The 22,687-nt window shown below is 56.3% G+C and carries 18 protein-coding genes and 1 riboswitch; of the genes, 11 read left to right on the forward strand and 7 right to left on the reverse strand.

All coding sequences use genetic code 11. From position 1 onward, the window contains the following. Nucleotides 1-13 precede the first annotated feature (13 nt). From proS to AACZ86_RS06880, 3 genes are all read left to right on the forward strand, one after another. Nucleotides 14-1,549, forward strand: a complete 1,536-nt coding sequence (proS, locus tag AACZ86_RS06870; protein WP_339690797.1) for a proline--tRNA ligase — start codon at nucleotides 14-16, stop codon at nucleotides 1,547-1,549. Continuing rightward, on the forward strand, nucleotides 1,549-3,843 hold the full coding sequence (gene rnr / locus AACZ86_RS06875; protein WP_339690681.1) for a ribonuclease R: 2,295 nt from the start codon (nucleotides 1,549-1,551) through the stop codon (nucleotides 3,841-3,843). Before proS ends, rnr begins: the two co-directional genes overlap by 1 nt. Before the next feature lie 73 nt (nucleotides 3,844-3,916). Beyond that, nucleotides 3,917-4,447, forward strand: coding sequence for a peroxiredoxin-like family protein (locus AACZ86_RS06880; protein ID WP_339690684.1), 531 nt, complete (start codon nucleotides 3,917-3,919; stop codon nucleotides 4,445-4,447). Here the strand turns inward: AACZ86_RS06880 and AACZ86_RS06885 are convergent. Further along, a complete protein-coding gene (locus AACZ86_RS06885; RefSeq protein ID WP_339690687.1) occupies nucleotides 4,444-4,899 on the reverse strand; it encodes a universal stress protein in 456 nt (151 codons plus the stop codon). The genes AACZ86_RS06880 and AACZ86_RS06885 overlap by 4 nt on opposite strands. A gap of 136 nt (nucleotides 4,900-5,035) precedes the next feature. Between AACZ86_RS06885 and AACZ86_RS06890 the strand changes: the two genes are divergently transcribed. The 5 genes from AACZ86_RS06890 to AACZ86_RS06910 all read left to right on the forward strand — a co-directional run bounded on the left by AACZ86_RS06890 (nucleotide 5,036) and on the right by AACZ86_RS06910 (nucleotide 10,438). Then, the gene (locus tag AACZ86_RS06890; protein WP_339690689.1) at nucleotides 5,036-6,337 is read left to right on the forward strand and encodes a pyruvate dehydrogenase complex dihydrolipoamide acetyltransferase; all 1,302 of its coding nucleotides are present in this window, start codon (nucleotides 5,036-5,038) and stop codon (nucleotides 6,335-6,337) included. Further along, nucleotides 6,334-6,708, forward strand: coding sequence for a hotdog domain-containing protein (locus AACZ86_RS06895; RefSeq protein ID WP_339690692.1), 375 nt, complete (start codon nucleotides 6,334-6,336; stop codon nucleotides 6,706-6,708). Before AACZ86_RS06890 ends, AACZ86_RS06895 begins: the two co-directional genes overlap by 4 nt. A 21-nt stretch (nucleotides 6,709-6,729) precedes the next feature. Beyond that, nucleotides 6,730-8,142, forward strand: coding sequence for a dihydrolipoyl dehydrogenase (lpdA, locus tag AACZ86_RS06900; protein ID WP_339690694.1), 1,413 nt, complete (start codon nucleotides 6,730-6,732; stop codon nucleotides 8,140-8,142). 437 nt (nucleotides 8,143-8,579) lie between these two features. Further along, on the forward strand, nucleotides 8,580-9,494 hold the full coding sequence (locus AACZ86_RS06905) for an aminotransferase class IV (RefSeq protein ID WP_339690697.1): 915 nt from the start codon (nucleotides 8,580-8,582) through the stop codon (nucleotides 9,492-9,494). A gap of 215 nt (nucleotides 9,495-9,709) precedes the next feature. Continuing rightward, nucleotides 9,710-10,438, forward strand: coding sequence for a sulfotransferase (locus AACZ86_RS06910; protein ID WP_339690699.1), 729 nt, complete (start codon nucleotides 9,710-9,712; stop codon nucleotides 10,436-10,438). A gap of 5 nt (nucleotides 10,439-10,443) precedes the next feature. On the opposite strand, the gene AACZ86_RS06915 is transcribed toward AACZ86_RS06910, so the two are convergent. Both AACZ86_RS06915 and AACZ86_RS06920 read right to left on the reverse strand, forming a co-directional pair. Next, nucleotides 10,444-10,989: a hypothetical protein gene (locus AACZ86_RS06915; protein ID WP_339690701.1), complete on the reverse strand. Its 546-nt coding sequence runs from the start codon at nucleotides 10,987-10,989 to the stop codon at nucleotides 10,444-10,446. A 29-nt stretch (nucleotides 10,990-11,018) separates the two neighbouring features. Next, the gene (locus AACZ86_RS06920; RefSeq protein ID WP_339690703.1) at nucleotides 11,019-12,911 is read right to left on the reverse strand and encodes a TonB-dependent receptor; all 1,893 of its coding nucleotides are present in this window, start codon (nucleotides 12,909-12,911) and stop codon (nucleotides 11,019-11,021) included. 78 nt (nucleotides 12,912-12,989) lie between these two features. Continuing rightward, a riboswitch (cobalamin riboswitch) is annotated at nucleotides 12,990-13,202 on the reverse strand. 220 nt (nucleotides 13,203-13,422) lie between these two features. On the opposite strand from AACZ86_RS06920, the gene AACZ86_RS06925 reads away from it, so the two are divergent. Then, a complete protein-coding gene (locus AACZ86_RS06925) occupies nucleotides 13,423-13,770 on the forward strand; it encodes a hypothetical protein (protein WP_339690705.1) in 348 nt (115 codons plus the stop codon). 57 nt (nucleotides 13,771-13,827) lie between these two features. Here the strand turns inward: AACZ86_RS06925 and AACZ86_RS06930 are convergent, their stop codons facing one another. Further along, on the reverse strand, nucleotides 13,828-14,952 hold the full coding sequence (locus tag AACZ86_RS06930; protein ID WP_339690708.1) for a TIGR03032 family protein: 1,125 nt from the start codon (nucleotides 14,950-14,952) through the stop codon (nucleotides 13,828-13,830). 303 nt (nucleotides 14,953-15,255) lie between these two features. On the opposite strand from AACZ86_RS06930, the gene putA reads away from it, so the two are divergent. Further along, on the forward strand, nucleotides 15,256-18,735 hold the full coding sequence (gene putA / locus AACZ86_RS06935) for a bifunctional proline dehydrogenase/L-glutamate gamma-semialdehyde dehydrogenase PutA (RefSeq protein WP_339690710.1): 3,480 nt from the start codon (nucleotides 15,256-15,258) through the stop codon (nucleotides 18,733-18,735). A gap of 44 nt (nucleotides 18,736-18,779) precedes the next feature. On the opposite strand, the gene AACZ86_RS06940 is transcribed toward putA, so the two are convergent. The 3 genes from AACZ86_RS06940 to AACZ86_RS06950 form a co-directional block, all read right to left on the reverse strand. Then, nucleotides 18,780-20,699, reverse strand: coding sequence for an AsmA family protein (locus AACZ86_RS06940; RefSeq protein ID WP_339690711.1), 1,920 nt, complete (start codon nucleotides 20,697-20,699; stop codon nucleotides 18,780-18,782). 78 nt (nucleotides 20,700-20,777) lie between these two features. Beyond that, on the reverse strand, nucleotides 20,778-20,942 hold the full coding sequence (locus AACZ86_RS06945; protein ID WP_339690713.1) for a DUF1328 domain-containing protein: 165 nt from the start codon (nucleotides 20,940-20,942) through the stop codon (nucleotides 20,778-20,780). A 203-nt stretch (nucleotides 20,943-21,145) separates the two neighbouring features. Beyond that, a complete protein-coding gene (locus AACZ86_RS06950) occupies nucleotides 21,146-22,159 on the reverse strand; it encodes an alpha-L-fucosidase (protein ID WP_339690715.1) in 1,014 nt (337 codons plus the stop codon). Between AACZ86_RS06950 and AACZ86_RS06955 the strand changes: the two genes are divergently transcribed. Next, nucleotides 22,137-22,595 (forward strand): Coq4 family protein, encoded by a 459-nt coding sequence (locus tag AACZ86_RS06955; protein ID WP_339690799.1) that lies wholly within the window; start codon nucleotides 22,137-22,139, stop codon nucleotides 22,593-22,595. The genes AACZ86_RS06950 and AACZ86_RS06955 overlap by 23 nt on opposite strands. Nucleotides 22,596-22,687: the final 92 nt, after the last annotated feature.

The following is a 22,687-nucleotide window of genomic DNA, read 5'->3' on the forward strand; positions in this document are numbered from 1 at the left end:
GCAGGAAAACCAAGTGAAGAAAAATGCTCTTACAATCACCCGCGAAGATGATTTCGCGGGATGGTACCAGCAAGTAATTGCTGAAGCCGACATGGCCGAAGAATCCGGCGTACGTGGCTCGATGATCATGCGGCCCTGGGGCTATGGTATCTGGGAACGGGTGCAATATCTGATGGACCAGCGGATCAAGGCATCGGGCCATGAAAATTGTTATTTCCCCTTGTTCATTCCGCTCAGCTATTTCTCGAAAGAGGCCGAGCATGTCGACGGATTTGCCAAGGAAATGGCCGTGGTCACCCATCACAGGCTGATCAAGGGCGAAGATGGCGGACTGGTTGTTGATCCGGACGCAAAACTGGAAGAGCCTTTGGTCGTGCGCCCGACCTCCGAAACCGTGATCGGCACCGCCTTTGCCCGCTGGGTGCAAAGCTGGCGCGATCTCCCGGTGATGATCAACCAGTGGGCGAATGTCGTGCGCTGGGAAATGCGCACCAGAATGTTTCTGCGGACCACCGAATTTCTCTGGCAGGAGGGCCATACGGCCCACGCCACCAAAGCCGAGGCGATGGAAGAGACGCTCAACGCTCTGGAAATGTATCGCGAGTTTTCGGAAAATGTGCTGGCGATGCCGGTCATCGCCGGAGAGAAGCCGGAGAATGAACGTTTCCCTGGCGCTGATGCGACATATTCGATCGAAGCGATGATGCAGGATGGCAAGGCTTTGCAGGCCGGCACCAGCCACTTCCTCGGCCAGACCTTCAGCAAGGCGCAGAATATTCGCTTCCAGGACAAGGATGGTGAATTCCAGTTTGCCTATACCACCAGCTGGGGCACTTCGACCCGTATGATCGGGGGCGTCATCATGACCCATGGCGATGACGACGGCATGCGTGTGCCACCGCTGATTGCGCCTTATCAGGTGGTGATCGTGCCGATGCTGCGCGACAAGCCGGAAGATGAAGCAGTGCTGGATTATTGCAAAGCGCTGGCAAAGGATATCGCCCGGCTGAGAGCCTTTGACGAACCGGTCCGGGTGAAGCTGGATGTAAGCGGCGCCAAAACGCAGACTAAACGCTGGTCATGGATCAAGAAGGGCGCGCCGATCATTCTCGAAATCGGACCGCGTGACATGGCCGACGACAAAGTCGCGATGATCCGTCGCGATGCGCTTTATCAGGACAGCGGAAAACTGGACACGAAATTTCTCGCCAAGGCAGAATTCCTCCCGGAAATTCCGACCTTATTGTCCGAGATCCAGTCCTCGTTGCACGAAGAAGCCAAAGAGCGCCTCAATGGCAACGTCAAGCGGGGTGTTGAATATTGGTCGGACGTTGAACGTTTCTACGCGGCGAAAAAGAAACATCCAGGCTGGCTGGAAGTGCAATGGTGCAAGGCGACCGGTGAGGAACTGGAAGCAATCGAAGAGCGGCTCAAAAAACTGAAGCTGACCTTCCGTAACGTTCCGGTTGATGCCGCAGTCGCAGATGGCAAATGTATCTTTACCGGCAAACCGGCGGTCGAGCGCATAATCATAGGTAAAGCTTATTAATGGCAGGTCCCAAAAAATCTCACAAACCGAAACAGGTTCCCACTCGCCAGCAGATACTGGATTTTATCGAGCAATCGGAGCGACCTGCGGGACGGCGAGAGATATCAAAAGCCTTTGGATTGCGGGGACCGGACAAGATCGCGCTCAAGGCTTTGCTAAAGGACATGACCAAAGAAGGTTTGCTCGCCGGCGATTTGGGGCGGGCTTTGCATAAGGTGGGCGGCCTGCCGAAGGTGACCGTGCTCAAGATTGTCGAGATTGACGGCAATGAAGCGATCGGCATTCCCGAACGCTGGGAAGACGAAGGCGGACCCGCGCCCAAGATCAGGGTCAAGGAAAAGGGGCGCCGCGCCGCGCTGGCGATTGGCGACCGGATACTGGCACGAACCGAAGAACGCGGGCAGGGCCATGTCGCCTTTCTGATGAAGAAACTCGCCCAGAGCAACGAAATGCTGCTGGGTATCGTCGAGAAGGACGAACGCGACCGCTATTGGCTGAAGCCGGTGGATCGCAAGATCCGGCGCAGCACGCCGATCATCGAATTGGGCGAGGCAAAGCCGGGCAATCTGGTGCTGGCCGAACCGATCAAGCGTGGCTCAGAGGTCAAGGCGCGGGTGAAGGAAATATTGGGCGATCCGTTCGCTGCCAAATCCTTCAGCCTGATCGCGATCCACAAATTTGAAATTCCACTGCATTTTCCCGATGCCGTAGTCGAGGAAGCCGAGCAGGCAACCAAGCTCGAAATCTTGAAAGAGAAGCGCGAGGATCTGCGCCACCTTCCGATTGTCGCCATCGACCCCGCCGATGCCCGCGACCATGATGATGCTATCTGGGCCGCGCCGGATGACAGTCCGGATAACAAGGGTGGCTTTAAGGCGCTCATCGCGATTGCTGACGTTTCCTATTATGTCCGCTCGGGCAGCAAGCTTGACCGCGAAGCCTATAAGCGCGGTAACAGCGTCTATTTCCCCGACCGGGTTGTGCCGATGCTGCCGGAAGCTTTGTCCACCGACGTCTGCTCGTTGAAACAGGGCGTCGACCGCGCAGCCTTGGTCTGTCACGTGACGATAGATGCCAAGGGTCAGGTCATCGCTTCTCGCTTCACCCGCGCGATCGTCAAGCTGGCCGGAAATATCGCTTATGAAGACGCACAGGCAGCGATGGACGGAAAACTCGACCATGAACTGAAGAGCAGCGCGCTGGAGCCTCTATGGGCTTGCTGGAAACTGCTGGCCAAGGCACGCGATGCCCGCGAACCGCTCAATCTTGATCTGCCCGAAAAGCGGGTGGTGCTGGATGACCAGGGCAAGATTGTTGAAATTGCCATCCGAGAGCGTCTCGACGCGCACCGTGTGGTCGAGGATTATATGATCGTTGCCAATGTCGCAGCCGCGAAGATGCTGGAGTCGAAAGAATCGCCGGTGATCTACCGCGTTCACGAGACCCCGTCGCGAGAGAAGCTGATCGCGCTGAAAGATTACCTCAAGACCTTCGATATGAGCTTTGCCATGGGGCAGGTGATCAAACCTGCGGTCTTCAATAATCTGATCGAACAGGTTGACGACGAATTGCTGCTGCCTTTGGTGATGGAACAGATATTGCGGAGCCAGACCCAGGCTTATTACGGCCATACCAATATGGGCCATTTCGGCCTTTCGCTGGGAAGCTATGCCCATTTCACCAGCCCGATCCGTCGTTATGCCGATCTGATCGTCCACCGCGCTCTCGTCAGCGCCTGCAAGCTGGAACAACCGGCACCCGAAAACAGCGCCATTCCGGAATTTTCAGGACTGAACAAGGAAGAGGCAGACCGTCTCGAAATAATCTCGGAGAAAATCTCCAAGCTCGAGCGCCGTGCGATGAAGGCCGAATGGGAAACCATCGACCGCTATATCTCTGCGCATCTGGCGGAGCGGATTGGCGAAGTGGTGAAATGCCGGATCACCGGCGTCCAGAATTTCGGATTTTTTGCTACTGTGGATGAACTGGGCGGCGACGGGCTCGTTCCGGTGAGAACGCTGGGCGCCGAACGTTTTGATTATGACGAGGCCAAGCAGCAGCTGACGGGTATGGATAGCGGCACGACCTATAATATCGGCCAGAAAATCGAATTGCGTCTGGTCGAGGCCAATGCCGCCACCGGCAGCTTGTTGTTCGAACTGGCAGAAGGTGCCAATCATATGCCGGGTCGTCCGGCCCCCTCTCGCGCTGGCAAGGGAAAGCCCCATCGCAAGGGTAAAACAGGCCGCCCCGCGAATGTTCGTGGAAAGATGGGCAAGGCACGCCGAAAGTAATAGTTGGTTGAAACAGGGCAACCATTCGCCTTGGGTAGGGTTCTAGACTGAACAAGAAAAAGGAACTCCCCCGATGCCCAATATTCTACCAACCCATGCCGTACCCGATTTTACCGTCCCGCTGATCGACGGGGGCAAGTTTCAACTGAGCCAGAGGCTCGGCGATAATTTCACGCTGTTGCTGTTTTATCGCGGCGTCCATTGCCCGATCTGCAAGATGCAACTCCGCGAACTGCAGCGTAAGCTGGATGATTTCGACAAACGCGGAATAACGGTTGTCGCGATCAGCATGGACAGCAAGGAACGGGCCCAGAAATCGGTCGACGAATGGGGAATAGACAACCTTCTGCTCGGCTATGGGCTGAACGAGGACCAGGCTCGCGACTTCGATCTCTATATTTCGTCGGGCCGTCCTGACAGTGCGGAGCCCGAGATTTTCTCAGAGCCTGCGCTGTTGTTGGTCAAGCCAGACCAGACTCTCTATTTCGCGAGCATCCAGAGCATGCCGTTTACCCGACCGTCCCTCGATCAACTGCTTCAGGGAATCGATTTCGCGCTGGAAAATGATTATCCGGCCCGTGGCGAACTGGCGAAAAAGCGCTAGCTTAGCCGGTCAATCTCTTCCTTGGTCAAGGACCCGGGAACAACCATCACCGGGCAGGGCAGTGACCCTGCCTCGGTGGCGGCAAAATGGCTCACCAGCGGCCCGGGTGATCCGGTTGCTGCTGCTCCCAGCACCAGCGCGGCAAGACCGTCGACTTCGTCCATCATCTCGCGAACGACCTTTGGTCCTTTGCCCTGTTTGACGGTTATCGAAGGCCTTATGCCTGTTTCGTCAAATAAAGTTCCGGCAGCGCTCGATACAAGCGCTTCGGCCCGGCTTTTCGATTCTTCCTCGAGCGTTGCCTGAACCCCGCCCCAGGCGACAAAGCCCTCGCTTTCTACGAGAGCAAGAATATGCAGGGCGCTGTTTGTTTTCATTGCCCGTCGAGAAGCAAAGCGCAGCGCGATGCTCGCCTCGTCGGTCTCGTCGATTACCACCAGATATGTACGCATGAGCCCTCCTCGCCCTGTCAGAAACACCTGTTGCGATAAAAATGGCCGCAAGGCAAGCAAGCGCCCTTGACGCCATTGGCGCAATGTTAGACAGCTTTGTGTGATAACTGGACTAAATCAGGAAAGATAACCGGCCATGCCCATCAATCTCCAAATGCCTGCGCTCTCCCCGACGATGGAAGAAGGGACGCTTGCCAAATGGTTGGTGAAGGAAGGGGACAACGTTTCTTCCGGTGATTTGTTGGCCGAGATCGAGACCGACAAGGCGACGATGGAGTTCGAAGCGATTGACGAGGGCGTGATTGCGAAGATCGTCGTTCCCGAAGGCACTGAAAATGTGAAAGTCGGCGCGGTCATCGCGATTATTGCCGAAGATGGCGAAGATGGCGAAGATGTCGGCGATGCGAAAGCCGCTCCCGCGCCAAAAGCGAAAGAGGCAGCAGAGCCTGCCGCCAAGGCGGAAGAACCTGCTCCTGCGCCTGCACCAAAAGCGAGCCCCGCCCCTGCGCCAAAGGCCGCATCGGGTTCCGGCGATGACCGCCTCAAGGTCAGCCCGCTTGCCCGTCGTCTGGCCGATCAGAAAGGCGTCGACCTGACCGCCGTGTCGGGCTCCGGCCCTGGTGGACGGATCATCAAGGCCGATATCGATGCGGCGGAAGGCGGCACGGCTCCGGTCAAGGCCGAAGCGGCTGCCCCGGCGCCAAGCGCTGCGCCCGCTGCCACATCAGCACCGGCGAACGACTTCGATATTCCGCACACGACCGAAAAACTATCCGGCATGCGCAAGACCATTGCGCGTCGCCTGACCGAAGCCAAGCAGACGATTCCGCATATCTACCTGACCGTGGATGTCGAACTCGACAAACTGCTCAAATTGCGCAGCGAACTCAACGCTTCGCTGGAACCGCGTGGCATCAAGCTGTCGGTCAATGATCTGCTGATCAAGGCGCTGGCGGTCTCGCTGATGCAGGTGCCGAAATGTAATGTCTCGATCGAAGGCGACCAGCTCAAGACATTCGAACGCGCAGATATCTCGGTCGCGGTCAGCATCCCCGGCGGCCTGATCACACCGATCATCAAGAGCGCCGACACAAAATCGCTCAGCGCGATTTCCACGGAAATGAAAGACCTTGCCGATCGCGCCAAGGCCGGCAAGCTCAAGATGCACGAATATCAGGGCGGCACCGCCAGCATCTCCAATATGGGCATGTTCGGGATCAAAAATTTCGATGCTGTGATCAATCCGCCGCAAGCGATGATCATGGCAATCGGGGCAGGGCAGAAACGTCCCCATGTCATCGATGACAGCCTTCAGATCGCAACAATCATGAGCGCCACCGGCAGCTTCGATCACCGCGCGATCGACGGCGCGGACGGCGCGCAATTGATGAAGGTCTTCAAGGAACTGTGCGAAAACCCATTGGGAATGCTCGCTTGATAGAGCCAGCCAGAAAAATCCCGGCGATCCGGACCATCGTCATGCCCACGGAGGGCAATCCCTATGGTGTGGCGTTTGGTGGCTGGCTGATGGCACAGGCCGGAGGCGCTCTGGCGGCTCAGCATAGCCAGCATCAATCGGTTGTGGTTGGCGCGAACGATGTCCGTTTCGGGCATCCGGTCGAAATTGGTGACGAATTGTCGGTCTATGCCGAATTCTCAAAAATCGGGCGCAGCTCGATGACGGTTCAGGTCAACGCCTTCCGGCGTGACCGGCACGAGGATGAGGTGACCGAAGCCGCTTCGGGCGTCTACACATTTGTGGCGGTAGACCAGGATGGCAAGCCGGTGCAGGTGCCCGCTTTAGATTAGAGATTGTCGAAAAGGAATAAAATGGCAAACGGATATGACCTCATCGTTCTCGGTTCCGGCCCCGGCGGTTATGTAGCCGCAATCCGCGCCGCGCAACTCGGCCTCAAAACCGCGATCGTGGAACGCGAAAATCTTGGTGGCATCTGTCTCAACTGGGGTTGTATCCCGACCAAGGCTTTGCTGCGTTCGGCGGAGGTGTTCAATAATATGAAACACGCCGCCGATTACGGCTTGGTCGCGGAGAAGATCAGCGCCGATCTCGACGCCATTGTCAAACGCTCGCGCGGCGTGGCCAAGCAGCTCAATCAGGGCGTCACCGGCCTGATGAAGAAAAACAAGATTGATGTCGTCATGGGCGATGGCACGATCACCGCTCCGGGCAAACTGAGCGTCAAAACCGATAAGGGTGATGTCGAACTGGAGGCGAAAAATATCATCATCGCCACTGGTGCCCGTGCCCGTGACCTGCCTTTTGCCAAAGCGGACGGGAAACGCATCTGGACCTATCGCACGGCGATGACGCCACCGGAAAAACCGACCAAATTGCTGGTCATCGGCTCCGGCGCGATCGGCATCGAATTTGCCAGTTTCTACAATGATATCGGCGTCGATGTGACGGTCGTCGAGATGCTAGACCGGATCGTGCCGGTGGAAGATGAGGAAATCTCAAAGTTCCTCGAGAAGTCTTTGAAAAAACAAGGCATGACAATCATGACCGGCGTCGGCGTAAAAAGCATCGATGTCGGCGACAAAGGCGTCAAGGCGGAGATCGAGGACAGCAAGGGCAAGAAGGAAAGCCATGACTTCAGCCACGTCATCGTCGCCGTAGGCATCATGCCCAATATCGAGACCATCGGCCTCGACGAACTGGGCGTGCAGCCGGACGAACGCTATCATATCAAGACCGACGAATATTGCCGGACCAATATTGACGGCATTTACGCCATCGGTGATTGCACCGCTGGCCCGTGGCTGGCGCACAAGGCGAGCCATGAGGGCGTCATAGCGGCGGAGACCATTGCCCAATCGATGGGCAAGGACGGTCATCCGCACACCATGGACGTCAACAATATCCCCGGCTGCACCTATTGCCACCCGCAGATCGCCAGCGTCGGTCTGACCGAAGCCAAGGCGAAAGAAGCGGGTCATGACGTCAAGGTCGGAAAATTCCCGTTCATCGGTAACGGTAAGGCGATTGCGCTCGGCGAGACAGAGGGTTTCATCAAAACAGTGTTTGACGCCAAGACGGGCGAATTGCTCGGCGCGCATATGATCGGCGCGGAAGTGACCGAGCTGATCCAGGGCTATACGATCGGCAAGACGCTGGAGACGACCGAAGCGGAACTGATGAACACCGTCTTCCCGCACCCGACGCTCAGCGAGATGATGCACGAGAGCGTGCTCGATGCCTATGGACGCGTATTGCATATGTGATTTTCTACTCCCGTCAGGGAGAAGGATAGGAAGTCTTGCTGAGGGACGAAGCTAGGCGCAGTTGGATGAGGGCGTTCTGCACTCCGAAGCGAAACTACGCCCTCACGCCGCTCCGGCCAGGCAGCAAGCTGCCAAGCCAGCGCAACCCTCTCCCTTCAGGGAGAGGGATCACGGACATCACCTTCATGTGCCCTGCCGAAGGGCAGGGCCCAGAACAGTCCTGCCCGATCGTCTGGACCCCGCCCTCCGGCGGGGCACAAATCGCTTTCCTACACGCCCCCGTTTGCGCTAGCTTCGGCGCCATGAGCAATCTTGTCTCCTACCTCCTTCCACCCGCGAAAAAGCGCCTTTTTCCTCGCAGTCCGTTTCTTTTCCTTAACACTGTAAAGTTCGTAAAGCTCACCAGACGCTTTCCATAAATCAGAAGGTTCGATTCCATGGCCAAAGGCACGCATGATTTTACCGCCGATCCGCGCAACGCAAATATATTGATCAACGTCAACGGAGTGATGACCCCGCGCGCCGAGGCTGTGGTTTCGGTTTTCGACAGCGGTTTCATGCTTGGCGACGGGGTCTGGGAAGGACTGCGGGTGCACAAGGGCAGGATCGCTTTTCTCGACGCCCATCTCGACCGGCTGTTCGAAGGGGCCAAGGCGATTGCCATGGATATCGGCATCACGCGTGACGCGTTGGTGGCACGCCTCTATGACACCATCGCTGCCAATGGCATGACCGATCAGGAAGGCGTGCATATCCGCTTGATGGTAACGCGCGGTATTCGCTCGACGCCCTATCAGGACCCGCGCGTGGTGATCTCGCCGGCGACGATCGTGATCATCCCCGAATATAAGGAAGCTTTGCCGAGCACGGTCGAGAACGGCATCCGCCTGTTCACCGTTCATGTCCGTCGCGGCGATCCGGCGGTGCAGGACCAGAAGCTCAATTCTCACAGCAAGCTGAATTGCATCACGGCCTGCATTCAGGCGACCCAGGCGGGTGCTGACGAGGCGTTGATGCTCGACCCGCAGGGCTTTGTCGCAACCTGCAACAGCACCCATTTCTTCATCGTCCGCAAAGGCGAGGTCTGGACGTCGAGCGGCGACTATTGCCTCGGCGGGATTACCCGGGCCAATGTCATCCGGATATGCCGGGAGAATGACATCCCGGTATTCGAGAAGAATTTCTCGCTCACCGACGTCTACGGCGCGGACGAAGCCTTTGTCACCGGAACCTTTGCCGGCGTGGTACCAGCCACCGAAGTGGATGGCCGGATATTGACCGGGGGCAGGGGCCCGATGGTCGAACGGCTGCAGGGGTTGTACAAGGAACTGATAGATCGTGATGTTTCCTGATTCCGCTCGATGCGAACGGTCTGGGCGGCACCAGTTACGTACAATGCCAAGCCGACCGCAGGTCCTCTATTTATTTTGCTCGCACGACGACACAAAGGCACGAAAAATGATCTCAGAACGGCAACATCTTTGCGCCTTCGTGGCTTCGTGCGAGTCCAAAATATCTGTGAATATAATCGCTTCGCGGCGAACGAGGAGTCACAGGTGAGACAATCATGACAACCCGTATCGCCATGTGGTCCGGGCCGCGGAATATCTCGACCGCGATGATGCGCAGCTTTGGCGGGCGCAGCGATTGCGCCGTCAGCGACGAACCCTTTTATGGAGCTTTTCTGAAAACGACAGGCCAGCGCCAGCCGATGGCGGACGAAGTCATCGCCTCGATGGATTGCGAATGGCAATCGGTGGCGGACACTATGCGCGGGCCGATACCGGACGGGAAATCCGTCTGGTACCAGAAGCATATGCCCCATCATATGGTTGCCGACGTGTCGATTGCCGACTTCCCCGACCACCGTCACGCCTTTCTGATCCGTGATCCACAGCGCGTGGTTGCTAGCTATGCGGTCAAACGGGTCGAGGTGACCGCTGATGATCTCGGCTACGCCCGACAACTGGAATATGTCGATAGGGCCGCCCAGCTCAGCGGCCAGCCACCGATCATATTTGATAGTGCCGATATATTGCGCGAGCCCGAAGCCCATTTGCGGGCGTTATGCACAGCGCTGGATATCCCGTGGGATCAAGGAATGCTCACATGGGACGCCGGACCTCGTCAAAGCGACGGGATCTGGGCATCACACTGGTATGGCCGCGTGTTGCAGACAACAGGGTTTGGACAGGCGGAAAGCGCGATGTCCAAGCTGGAGAAAAATGAGCAGGCGATCGCGGACCAGTGCCGCGACGCCTACGCACAACTTTCGGAAATGCGGATCAGGCTATAGCGCGATCAGCCTAGCGGGCTGGCCTGCTTTCCGATCCGTCCGAATACGGTTCCGTCGAGAACGATGTAAAGGAGGCCGAGACCGGCAAACCACAGGATATCATTTTGCGCGACCATCCAGACAATGGAAGGCACGAAATTCTGTACTCCGCCAAGGAATGTCGCGGCAACCAGCAAGAGCGCTTGATAAGCGGCAAAGGCTGCAACAAAGGCGAGACCGAGCGAAAGAACATTACGATCGGACCGAATATCCAGAACTGTCTTCGCGACGAACAGGGTTGCCATAGCGGTCGCGCCCATGGCGAGGCCGTGACCGAAACTGTTGGCCGTCTGCGGATAGCCTAGGAGCAGATAGCCGACGAGCTGATTGGCAAACCAGACCGCGCCCATCCAGACCGCTGCCTTGCGGAACGGCAAAGTTGCCGCCAGCAAGGTCGCGATCGCGGCAAAAGGGAATATGCAGGCCAATGCAAGGCTGCCCAGAACCGACGAAGTTGCCAGCACACCGGCCCAGATATTCTGGACGGACGATGAAGATTGACGGAGTTGCATGTGATCAAATTCCCTTTTGCTATTGGACATCAGAAGCGCGCGCGCGCGCCAATATAGGCAGAACGCCCTGAAGAGCCAAAATCAGTGGCTGTTTCATAGGTGACATCGAACAGATTGTCGATACGCCCAAAGACTTCAAACGCGTCGCTGACCGGGATGCTCGCGCGTGCTCCGGCAAGTATATAGCCGTCGATGCGGCGGTTGTTGGCGAGATCGTCGAAGCTGTCTCCAACCATCTGCAAGTCGGCACCCAGATTCAGACCGAAGTCCGTCTGGTAGCTGGCGTTGAGATAGAGGCTGCTCGCCGGACGGCGGGCCAGTTCATTGCCAAAATTTGCGCCGGTCGACCGGTTCTCGGTATCAAGCCAGGTGTAATTCGCATCGAACCGCAGTTTTTCGACCGGAGTAATCGACAAAATGGCCTCTACGCCTTTTGTGCGATTGCGCTCAATGTTCAGCGTCGTACCAAATGGGCGGCTGCCGTTGGTGCAGACTTCTGGCGCAGGATCGGGTGCTACGGGGCAGGCGGCAAAGGCGATCTGGTTTTTCGTGTCCCGCTGGAACAGGGTTACCGATACCTGTACCGCATTTCCGATAAGCGATTGATCAATACCGATCTCATAAGATTTCGCTGTCTCCGGTACGAGGTCTGGCGTGCCATAGCCAAAAGGGCGATCATCGAGATCAATCAGGGATGGCGCGCGAAAACCTTCGGCATAGCTTGCACGGATAGTCGGTCCGTCTTCGCTGATGCGATAGGCCAAGTTGCCGGAAAGGCTTGTATTGCCGCCAAAATCTTCATGATCGTCGTGCCGGACGCCGCCGGTCAGGGTCAGTCCGTCGAGCGGCTTGACCACAGCCTGGAAAAAGATGGAATCGATACCGGTGGAGTCGGTAACGCCGCTATTTTCGTAGCGGCTATCTTCTGTCTCGGCCCCGAAAACCAGACGCAATTGTTCGACCACGGCAAAATCGCCCCGATATTCGAACCGTTCTGTCCGGCCTCTGGGCAGCGAGGTGAAGAAGGGGTTGATGATATCGCGGTTTATGTCGGAAATGCTGAAGGCAAAGCGGTTCTGGAACCGGCCGTCAAATGCCTGCGCCACTATGGCAGCATTGCCGTAAATTTCCTCCGCGAGAGAAAACTGGTCATTGTCCGAACTAAAGGGCGGGAAGACACTATCATTGTCGACTCGACTATCCGCATAATAGCCGCTCGCTTCAAAACGGATCGCATCGGTCAGTTCGACCTGCAACTGTCCTGATGCAGAATATTGGCGATAGCCATCCAGTTCGGTTCCTCCGGAATAGGCGCTGATTCCGTCTGTACGTACATAGCCACCACCAATGCTCAGACCAACAGGCCCGATCTTGCCGGAGGCGTTGCTGACCAGCCGGACCGTATCATGGGCGCCATATTCCCCCTGTGCAAAAAGAGTGAGATCTTCCGTAGGGCGCTTCGTGGTTATATTGACCACGCCGCCGACGGCCTGGCTGCCCCATGTAACGCCACTGGCACCGCGCAGCACCTCTACGCGCTCTATGTTGCCGGCGAGCAGATTGCCGAAATCGAATGCGCCGTCGGGCGAGGAGGGGTCATTGACCCTGATACCGTTGATCAGAACCAGCGTCTGGTCGCTTTCCGCCCCGCGGATGCGGACCGAGGTCTGCGACCCCAATCCCCCGCTCTGGGTAACGTTGACCCCGGGAAGTTCCTGCAGGATGTCGGCTATCGAAATGATCTGCTGATCGGCGATGTCTGCAGCATCGACAACAGATATGGCGGTGCCGGTGTCTTCGATATCCTGCTGGACACCTGTGGCGGTGACAACGATTTCGCGATTGTCAGCGGCCAGCGCTGGCGCGGCATGGCAATAGGCGGAAGACGCCAGAAGCGTGGCTAAGGTTCGGAATTTATACATTAGGAGTCCCTTTGGTTAACGACATAAATTGCCGCTACGCAGGGGAAATCCCCGTTCACCCGACACACCCCGTCCGGCTGAAGAACGACGATATTGGGCAGGTCTCCTGACTTGCGGATCGCTGCTGAACATGCCGCCTTCCCAGATCCGGAGATCCAGTGGCCGTTGGCATATCAGCTAGCCGCTTACAGTTGCGGGGGCAGTACCGGATTTGGAACGGGCGCAAACCCTTTCCTCACCGATTTCCCATTGAATTCTCGATTAAGAGAAACCCGATATCTGGCGTCCCATTCTCTCAAAACCGGTTTGGTTGCAAGCCAAAATTGCATTTTCGAAGGTGAGTCGGGTACGGATATCATAAATCTCTCACGAGCGAGCAGCGGAAAATCCAGCGTGCACATGCTATCCTACGGATATATATTGATATTATCTGGTCAGATGGATGTTGAATCTACTTCGCTCGCCGATTTCAAATATGCTATAGCGAGTCATTATTTGAGGAATGAGAGTCATGTTTGCATTTTTGAGTATTGCCTTGTTCAGCGCTGCATCCGCCACCAATATCGCCGATGCAGGGACCGCGCGTGTTGCCTATTCCAATTGCCTGGTCGAGTTTACAAACGCCCAGCTTGACGAAAAAGTCGGTACTGGAACGTTCAAGAAAGCCGCTCAGACGGCTTGTTCTGCCGAACGCACTGCTATGATCGCCGCGATACAAAAGGACGAAATGGAATTTGGCAGTTCGCAAAGCGAAGCGACGAGCTATGCGACCGAAGAAGCCGATGGCGTATTGTTCGCCTTCACCGACGGTTATGCAGGATATGTGAGTTCGAGCACGCGACCAGTCAAAGAGGATTGATTACGCCGTTCCCGGGCAACGATTCTCCTGATGAGCCGGTCTTTGAATATCGGCCCTTCATTCAAACGTGATGAAATCCCTGATTTCTACTGAATTCGGTCCCAAGGTGATCGGGTTGCGTACTCCGGGCAATATGCAGATGTCGAACAATTCGGTGATCGCGCCATCGAAGCGTAGCCAATGAGCGACGCTGCCAGTTTCCAGATTCAGAATTTGTATGCCGCACCAGGCATCGGCGTCCTTTTCCTTCAGCTTGTCGTCCAGCGCCAGTCCTTCAAAACGGCCGTGGCGCGGCTTTGATAAAGTTGTGGCGGCGAAGTTGCCGTGAAACGCAAGCCCGCGCAGGAAGCCGGGGAAGAATGCAACCGGATGGAAACTCTTGTCCTTGGGATCGATCCAGCCGAGTTCGCCGCTGCCGGAATTGAGTACCCATAATTTTCCGCCGTACCAGCGCGGACTGTGCGGCATCGACAGGCCCTCTGCCATGACTTCATTGGTGTCGATATCAATGATCACCCCGCCATCGTGCCGCCGGTCTCGCCATCCATCAACGACATCGCTGCGACAGACGGCTGTGACATATTTCGGCTCGCCGTCAACCATCGCCAGCCCGTTGAGATGACAGCGGTCCTCCGGCGCGAGCTTGGAGATAAACTCCGGTTTCCAGATTGGCTTGAAACTATGTTTGATATCGGGTTCGCACAGGCAGCTGTATCTGGTGTTTATATAAACCAGTCGCCCGTTCTTGCGGATTCCGAGTTCGTGAATGTCGATATTGCCGGTAGTCTGCATGTTGCGTGGAACATAGACCTTGTCATGCACGTTGTTCGCAGTCTGGCCGGGGGTGAGCACATTTTCCATCCGGACGACCTGGGTCAGCGTTCCCAGATAGATCCGCTCATTATCGCCCGCCACGCCCATCGCCTGCGGATATTGGGCTTCGTGCAGGGCGAGCTTTCCATCCTGACCAGCGCCGACCAGATACAAGCGTCCGGTCTGGTATGATGTGAAGCCAAGCGAGATGCTGTTCGCGGCAAGAAATGCGGCGAGGCCGTGCGAGAAATCTATGTCAATCTTGGCTGTGTCCGGCTGCGTGGGAGGAGCCGCCTGCGTTGGTTTGTTGGTGTTTTCCTGCAACGCTTTTACGCTCTTTCCAGCATTTGCCGGTTTCTTCTCCGTCACACCAACCCCTATGGTTTTTTACGCATGTGCCAAAACCAGCAACCGGCCACAAGGTAAAAGGCGAATTTCCCTTAACTAACAACGCTGCGACAACGATATCGATGATATGACGCATCTCGGAACATCTGCAAATTGCCACCGGACACGCGACAAAGGTTGCGTTCGAAACCGGAAATGCGATAGTCGGATTTTTTAGACAATCATCACGCGGCGCAGCCTGCGATCATTGCCTTATCTCACAATCATATCCAATTCTCCAAATCCGGCAACCATGCCAAAATTTTGACAGGAAATATTCGACCAATGAATACTCTGATGGACTACCGGGAAAAGATCCGCACGCATCATCGCACTGATGAAGCCGAGATTCTGGAACATCTGATATCGAATTTCGGTCCGGATGAGCAGACACGTAAGCGTATTCAGGAACGGGCGATACAGGTTGTCCGGGACGTGCGGAGCGCTTCCGGGCCGACGCTGACCGAGAGCTTTTTGGGCGAATATGGCCTGTCTACCGACGAGGGGCTCGCGTTGATGACGCTGGCCGAGGCGCTGTTACGGGTGCCGGATAACCAGACAATCGATGCACTGATCGAGGACAAGATCGGGCCGTCCAACTGGCGCGATCATATCGGGCAGTCGGAAAGCTCGCTGGTTAATGCGTCGACCTATGCCCTGGAGATGACGCGCAGCGTGATCAACAAGCCGGAAAGCCGCGGGCCGCTGGACGCTCTGCGAGGCGCGATCAAGCGTCTGGGCGAGCCGGTGATCCGGGTGGCTGTGCGACAGGCGATGAAAGAACTGGGCAATCAATTCGTGCTCGGCGAAGATATGAAGCTTGCGTTGAAGCGGGCGGAGAAGTGGAAAGCCAAGGGCGCCACCTATTCCTATGATATGCTGGGAGAGGCCGCGATTACGCAGGAAGGTGCGGATGAATATTTTGCCGCTTACGCCGACGCGATCAAGGAAATCGCGAAGGTCGCCGTTTCCGATGACCTTCGGGAAAATCCCGGTCTTTCGATCAAATTATCGGCGCTTTATCCGCGCTACGAGATGAGCCAGCAGGCCAAGGCGGTTCCCGCACTTGCCGACCGTGTCGGTGAACTGGCACGCGCTGCCCGCGACGCCAATGTCGGGCTGAACATCGATGCCGAGGAAGCCTATCGTCTCGGCATTTCGCTCGACATGATCGAGATGGTACTCAGCGATCCACGGCTTGCCGGATGGGACGGCTTCGGCGTTGTCGTCCAGGCCTTTGGCAAGCGGGCGAGCTTTGTCCTCGACTGGCTCTATTCGCTGGCGACCCAGCTCGACAGAAAGATCATGGTTCGCCTGGTCAAAGGTGCCTATTGGGACAGCGAGATCAAGCGGGCGCAAATGGATGGCGTACCCGATTTTTCGGTATTCACGACCAAATCGGCGACCGATATCAGCTATATCTGCTGCGCGTCGCAGCTGCTGAAAATGACCGATCGCATCTATCCGCAATTTGCCACCCATAATGCGCACAGCGTTGCCGCCATATTGGAAATGGCGGGCAACAATCAGGATTTCGAATTCCAGAGGCTGCACGGGATGGGCGAAACATTGCATGATGCCTTGCTCCGCAACGAAAAAGTCCGGTCACGCATCTATGCGCCTGTCGGCAAACATCGCGAATTGCTTGCCTATCTGGTCCGACGCCTGCTCGAAAATGGCGCAAACTCGTCCTTTGTCAACCAGCTGGCCAATCATACGGTGGCCGCCGAAATGATCGCTACCGATCCGTTCGAGACACTGAAAGCGGACCAGCAATCCAGCCAGTCGAAGATCATCAGGCCCGCTGATCTGTATCAGCCGGAACGCGTGAACTCGCGCGGTTGGGATCTGGCCAATCGCAACGACATGAATGAATATGTCGCAGAGCGCGCGCCCTTTGCCGAAAAACTGTGGCGTTCGTCGGCGATTACCGTGCGGCCCGTCACCAGCGGAACCACCCGCAAGATATTCAATCCTGCACGTGTGGATAGCCAGGTCGGCGAAGTGATTGAGGCGGACGAGAGTCAGGCCCTTGAAGCCATAGAAGATGCCCGCATCTGGGATGTTCCCGTAGCCGAACGGGCCAGGATCCTGCGGCGAGCTGCCGACCTCTACGAGCATCATCACGGCGAGATATTCGCGTTGCTCGCGCGGGAAGCGGGGAAGACCCAGTTCGATACGATTGCGGAATTGCGCGAGGCAGTCGACTTTTTGCGCTATTATGCCAAGGAAGCGGAGAAGCACCCTGCGAGCAAGCCGCGCGGCATAATCAGCTGCATCTCGCCATGGAATTTCCCGCTGGCGATATTTACCGGCCAAGTGGCAGCGGCGCTTGCGGCGGGCAATGCGGTACTGGCGAAACCGGCTGACCAGACACCTCTTATTGCCGCTCTTGCGACCAATTTGCTGCACGAAGCCGGCGTGCCCGTGGAGTCGCTCCAGTTGCTGCCGGGTGCTGGCGCGACAGTGGGGGCCACGATCAGCGGAGACGCGCGTGTTCAAGGCGTAGTCTTCACAGGCTCGACCGCTACCGCGCAGACGATAAACCGGAATATCGCGGAAAATGGTCAGGCTGATTCACTTCTGATCGCCGAGACCGGTGGTCTGAACTGCATGATCGTGGATTCGACCGCTTTACCGGAACAATCGGTTCGCGACATTATCACTTCTGCATTCCAGTCCGCCGGGCAACGTTGCTCGGCTTTGCGGGTGCTCTATTTGCAAGAGGATGTCGCTGAGCCATTTCTCAATATGCTTTACGGCGCGATGGACGCGACGGAGATGGGCAATCCGTGGTGGCTGTCGACCGATATCGGGCCTGTCATCGATCAGGCGGCCCATGACAAGATCAGCAAGCATATCGCCGCCGCAAAGGTCGAGGGCAGGCTGCTGAAACAACTCCACTACTCTGATGATGGCTATTTTGTCGGGCCGGCGGTCATAAAGGTCGACGGAATTGACGATCTGGAAGAAGAAATATTCGGTCCGGCCCTGCATGTCGCCACATTCAGGAGCGGCGAGCTCGACAAGGTGATCAGCGATATAAACGGCCGCGGATATGGGCTGACCTTTGGACTGCAGACGCGGATCGAGCGCCGCATCGACAAACTGACCAGCGCAATGAAAGTCGGCAATATTTACGTCAACCGGAACCAGGTCGGCGCCGTTGTCGGTTCGCAACCCTTTGGCGGAGAGGGGCTTTCCGGCACGGGCCCGAAAGCCGGCGGGCCACATTATCTGCCGCGCTTTTATCAAAGTTCCAGGCCCGTATCGCCGGTCAATACCGGCGAGGAATTGAGACTCGAAACGGTTCAGACGGCTCTCGATAAACTCCCGGCTGTTGAAGCGCGACCGCGCAGCTATGAAATCATGCCCGGACCAACCGGGGAATCGAACGAACTGTTCACCTATGCGCGCGGAACAATATTGTGCCTCGGGCCGACGCCGGAAGATGCTGCAAAACAGGCACAGACTGCACGAGAACAAGGCTGTGCATCATTGATCTGCGTTCCCGGTGCTGCCGGAGAAAATTCTCTCGACGGATTCATGCCTCGAGACGCTCTGGCCACGCTGACCGGAATAGATGCGGTAGTCTGCTGGAGTGAAATCGAAGATATCCGTGCCATCCGTGCGGCGCTTGCCAAACGCGACGGTGCGTTGATCCCGATCATTACAGAAGAGAAGTTCGGCGACCGCTGTCTGGTAGAACGGCATGTCTGCATCGATACTACTGCTGCAGGTGGCAATGTCTCGCTTCTGACGTAACGGGCTTTGACATCGCCGGCTGAATACCGAGCCGGTGCCGGGAGTTATTGCATCGCGTTGGCAATAAGGGCGTCGCAATTCAGTGATTTCGGTTTCCGGATGAAGGCTGCGTCCTGCTTGTCATCCTTGCCGATCCCCAGTGCGCTGCCAACAGATTTGGCCGCGACGGTTATGACATCGCCAAGCGAGGGCTTCTGCGCTTTCCGAGCGAGGCCCAGGCCCGCAACGGAAACGGATGGCGCGTTCAGGCTGCCCGATATCCTGATCGGGTCAACGATATGCAGCGCGCTTTTGCCTTTTGCACCACCGCGCATGATCAGCGAAATCTTTTCACCGTCGAGCATTATATTGCCTTCGGCGCGCCCTATTGAAACTGCGGTGTCGACGGCGACCGGGGAGGGCGTCAAAACACCATTATTAGCACTGAAATTGACCACCAGACAGCGTAGCGGAACACGCGCTTTTGGATCGTCAATTATTTTTTCTATTGTTCCGCCGAGATTTTGACCAAGGACATGGGCGGCGGTCGCTCGCACGCTGCCCCCGCTTGCAACCATTGTCGCCTTGCCATCTGCTTTTTCGAGCGCTGTCCTGATAGTGTCACCGCTGCCCGACAATTTTATCCGGCCGCGCATTCTTGCGGAGATAATATCATCATCACCGATCAGATCCGAAATTGAAGCACCGGCGAGCGTCAAGTCGGTCGATAGTTTTGGCGCTCCACTACGGTGATCCAGTCGCACACTCCCTGTTAATTGCCCGCTTTTCATTCCGGCGACCAGATCGGTAATGTTGATGATCCGGTGGTCCAGCGTCAGCTTGCCCTTCAGGCTGCGGAAGATACTGTCTCTGCGGGAGACAAGCCGGTCAATAGTGAAGTCAATTTGACCGTCCGTCGGACCCATTTTTGACAGGTTGATCTGGGTATTTGGAAGAACCCGCGGCCCTATTCGCTGGTTCTCCGCGGCCGCCCGTGCGAGGCCCTGATCGTCGGCCAAATCGTCGAAGTCCAGCCGGGATGCATGGACCGTGGCATCAATCTTCGTTCGACCATTGCGCTTCAGTATACTTGCTTTGGCAGCAAGCCGGGATTGCCCGACCGAACCGTTCAATCCATCGATGTACCAGTCCTTGTTCCGATGGCGTATCGTGGCGTCGAGATCGATTGGCTGTGTGCCGAAAAGCCCCGCTTCTATCATTTTGTCCAGATTCTTGAGCGTGGGGGCGCGGGCGGAAAGCGACGCGGTGAAGCGGTCTAGATTCAGGCCTCCCGCCATCTTTCCAGTGGCGGTTAAATGCAGGGCAGGTGATCGGAGGGAGAAGGTGAAAGGATAATTTGCATCCGGGTTATTGCCCGTAACAGCGGGCCCGGCGAACCGGAAGTCGGCTTTGCTGTCGAGGAACGTGCCGCTGGCATTTATCCGCACTCCCTTTTTCGGATTGACCATTATGGGGCCGGCGAGAGCGAGATCCCGCTTCTCGTCCCTGAAGCTGAAACGAGCGTTTTTGACAATCAGATCGGCAAACTGCAAGCCATTGTCGCCTTTACCGCCGCGCTCCCAGTTTTTACGACCATCCTTGTCGCGGACTAAAGATATGTCCAGCCCGTCTATCGTGACATTGTCCAGACTGTTTTGACCGGCGATTATATCGAACATATTCACCCGCGCCGAAATCGCCTCCAGTTTCACAAAATCCTTTTTCCCCGCCCATGCCGGCTGTCCAATCCGCAGATCGTGGACTGTGATAACAGGCGAATAAGAGAAAAAACTGTCTCTGCTTAACTCTCCGATTTCGACCGGACGGTCGGCTGCCCCGCGTAGCTCGCTTGCGATCATACTCCGCATCATCGAGGCGGGAACCGCTCCCAATGCTAACAGGGCGAGAAGGCCACACGCCATAACCGCCATGGCGGTTATGGCGAGCCATCGCTTGTTCAGAAAAGCCGGGCGTGTGGCGTTCATGTCGGACGAACATTGTCCAACGGAACATCCCCGCAGTTGTTTAAAACGATGTGAAGATAGGAAGGCCCCGAAATGGCCCTAGACCCTTCGTATCAAATGCATGACAATCCCGACCACGAATAGCACCAGGAATATATAGAATATTATTTTTGCGATTCCGGCCGACGCGCCGGCTATGCCGCCAAAACCGAGAAGGGCAGCAACGACGGCGATTACAAGAAAGATAATGGCGTAGCGTAACATCTCAAACTCCTACCTTTTGGATTGCTATGTTACGCATCCCCGCGGAGATGGTTGCAACGAAAGACTTTATTCGGATGATAGCGAGAAAAACAATCTGACGCATGACCCTGAACTCGATCGTCCGTCCATGTCTTTTTACTCATAGCGCTTCATTTTTTCGTCTCCGGTTCATCAAATTCCTGACAAGAAAATATCAGCGCGTTTCAAGACCCTGAGACCGCAACTGAAACTGCGGTCGCAATCTTGTTGGAACAGGGGCTGTCGAAGCTGACCAGCAGGTCTGCTCCCCGCTGTTCCGCAGTCACGGGGCTGCTATCGTCTAGTCGCCATGCCTCGCCCGAAAGATGCAGATCTTTCACCAGCACTTGGGTGGACGCAACGGGGCCCTTGAGAATCAGGTTGACGTGTCCGGGCGAGGTGGTGAAGCGCACGGTCTGGCTGTCTTCTGTCTCTCCATCCGAGCGAGTCCACGGCCGGGTTCCATAAATCGCGTCACCATTGGCCCGCAGCCAGACACCAAATTGCTTGAGGCGTATGAGCTGCTCGTTGGGAATCCCGCCATCGGTCCCGCGAGGTCCGACGTTCAGCAACAGGTTTCCGTTGCGCGACACGGCATCGATAAAATCACGAAGGAGATCTTCAGCGCTGGCATAATCGGCTTCGGTGTCATTGCGGTTAAAACCGAACGAATGACTCATGCCGCGGGCAGCCTCCCACTTCTTGACCTGAATCTCGGCAAATGCTGCATATTCAGGTGTGCGGAAATCGCTGTGAGGGACGGGAGGAGGAATGATGCCCTGGGATTCCTCTCCGCTCCGTTTACGCAATACCGATTTGAGTTTCCAATCGATTAGTTTCCGTACCAGCGGAATTTTGAGCAAATTTCGCGGAAGGCTGGCGGCAACCCATCGGTCGTTGACCACGCCGTCAGGGATGGCTGCATAATAGTCGGCAAATAGCTGATAGAGTGATTGGGAAGGTGTCGGCCACGATATGTCATTCCAGAGTAGGGAGGGCTCGTATTTCTCAATCAATTCGCGAACCTGAGCCATCGCATAGGCCGGATAGTCGCCACCGGGCGTTGACGAAATAAAGTCGCCAAGCGTGCGTATCGGGCGGCGATTGAATGTCCAGTCGATCCCCCCTGAATAATAGACCCCAAACCGCATCCCTGCTGCCCGGACCACTGCCGATCTGGAAAAATACCCAACGGACACCCTTGCAACAGAGTTGCTAACGATGTTGAATTCCAACGGATATGATATCGAGGTGATTGACGCCGATAACGTCGTTTTGCCGGGAGACTATCCTGCGCAAAACAGGACCAACCGGCGTATCCTCCAGCTTCACGACATCTGGCACTTGGTGGGAGGATATGGGTTTACCGGAGCTGGCGAAGTCGCCATCTCGGGCTTTCAAATGGCGCAGTTCGGACAAAATTATTCGACGCGCTTTTTGGCGACTGTAGCGACCAAGGTTGGAAATCATACGCCTGCGGTGATGGATATGTTGCTGAGCGTCACTTTCGATGGCTGGCGTCATGGCCGCGCCACCAGCGAATTGATTGCGGAACCGTGGCACGAGCGCATCGCCGACCCGATCAGCAAGATCAGTACAGATACCCGAAGATTGCACCGGCCATCGCATCCATAAATTCGGCAAAGCGGATGCTTGCCTAATAGCGAATAATTCGGACCTTTGACCATTATCAATGCCACCAAATCGACTTTGTACGTCATTCGGCA

This window comes from uncultured Parasphingorhabdus sp., from assembly GCF_963975735.1.
Taxonomy (GTDB): Bacteria; Pseudomonadota; Alphaproteobacteria; order Sphingomonadales; family Sphingomonadaceae; genus Parasphingorhabdus.

Excerpts from the sequence above, each read along its gene's own strand:
- AACZ86_RS06945 (WP_339690713.1), bottom strand. The coding sequence starts at position 20,942 with ATGTTACGCTACGCCATTATCTTTCTTGTAATCGCCGTCGTTGCTGCC.
- rnr (WP_339690681.1), top strand. The coding sequence starts at position 1,549 with ATGGCAGGTCCCAAAAAATCTCACAAACCGAAACAGGTTCCCACTCGC.
- AACZ86_RS06915 (WP_339690701.1), bottom strand. The coding sequence starts at position 10,989 with ATGCAACTCCGTCAATCTTCATCGTCCGTCCAGAATATCTGGGCCGGT.
- AACZ86_RS06925 (WP_339690705.1), top strand. The coding sequence starts at position 13,423 with ATGTTTGCATTTTTGAGTATTGCCTTGTTCAGCGCTGCATCCGCCACC.
- AACZ86_RS06890 (WP_339690689.1), top strand. The coding sequence starts at position 5,036 with ATGCCCATCAATCTCCAAATGCCTGCGCTCTCCCCGACGATGGAAGAA.
- AACZ86_RS06920 (WP_339690703.1), bottom strand. The coding sequence starts at position 12,911 with ATGTATAAATTCCGAACCTTAGCCACGCTTCTGGCGTCTTCCGCCTAT.
- lpdA (WP_339690694.1), top strand. The coding sequence starts at position 6,730 with ATGGCAAACGGATATGACCTCATCGTTCTCGGTTCCGGCCCCGGCGGT.
- AACZ86_RS06880 (WP_339690684.1), top strand. The coding sequence starts at position 3,917 with ATGCCCAATATTCTACCAACCCATGCCGTACCCGATTTTACCGTCCCG.
- AACZ86_RS06910 (WP_339690699.1), top strand. The coding sequence starts at position 9,710 with ATGACAACCCGTATCGCCATGTGGTCCGGGCCGCGGAATATCTCGACC.
- AACZ86_RS06905 (WP_339690697.1), top strand. The coding sequence starts at position 8,580 with ATGGCCAAAGGCACGCATGATTTTACCGCCGATCCGCGCAACGCAAAT.
- putA (WP_339690710.1), top strand. The coding sequence starts at position 15,256 with ATGAATACTCTGATGGACTACCGGGAAAAGATCCGCACGCATCATCGC.
- AACZ86_RS06940 (WP_339690711.1), bottom strand. The coding sequence starts at position 20,699 with ATGAACGCCACACGCCCGGCTTTTCTGAACAAGCGATGGCTCGCCATA.
- AACZ86_RS06885 (WP_339690687.1), bottom strand. The coding sequence starts at position 4,899 with ATGCGTACATATCTGGTGGTAATCGACGAGACCGACGAGGCGAGCATC.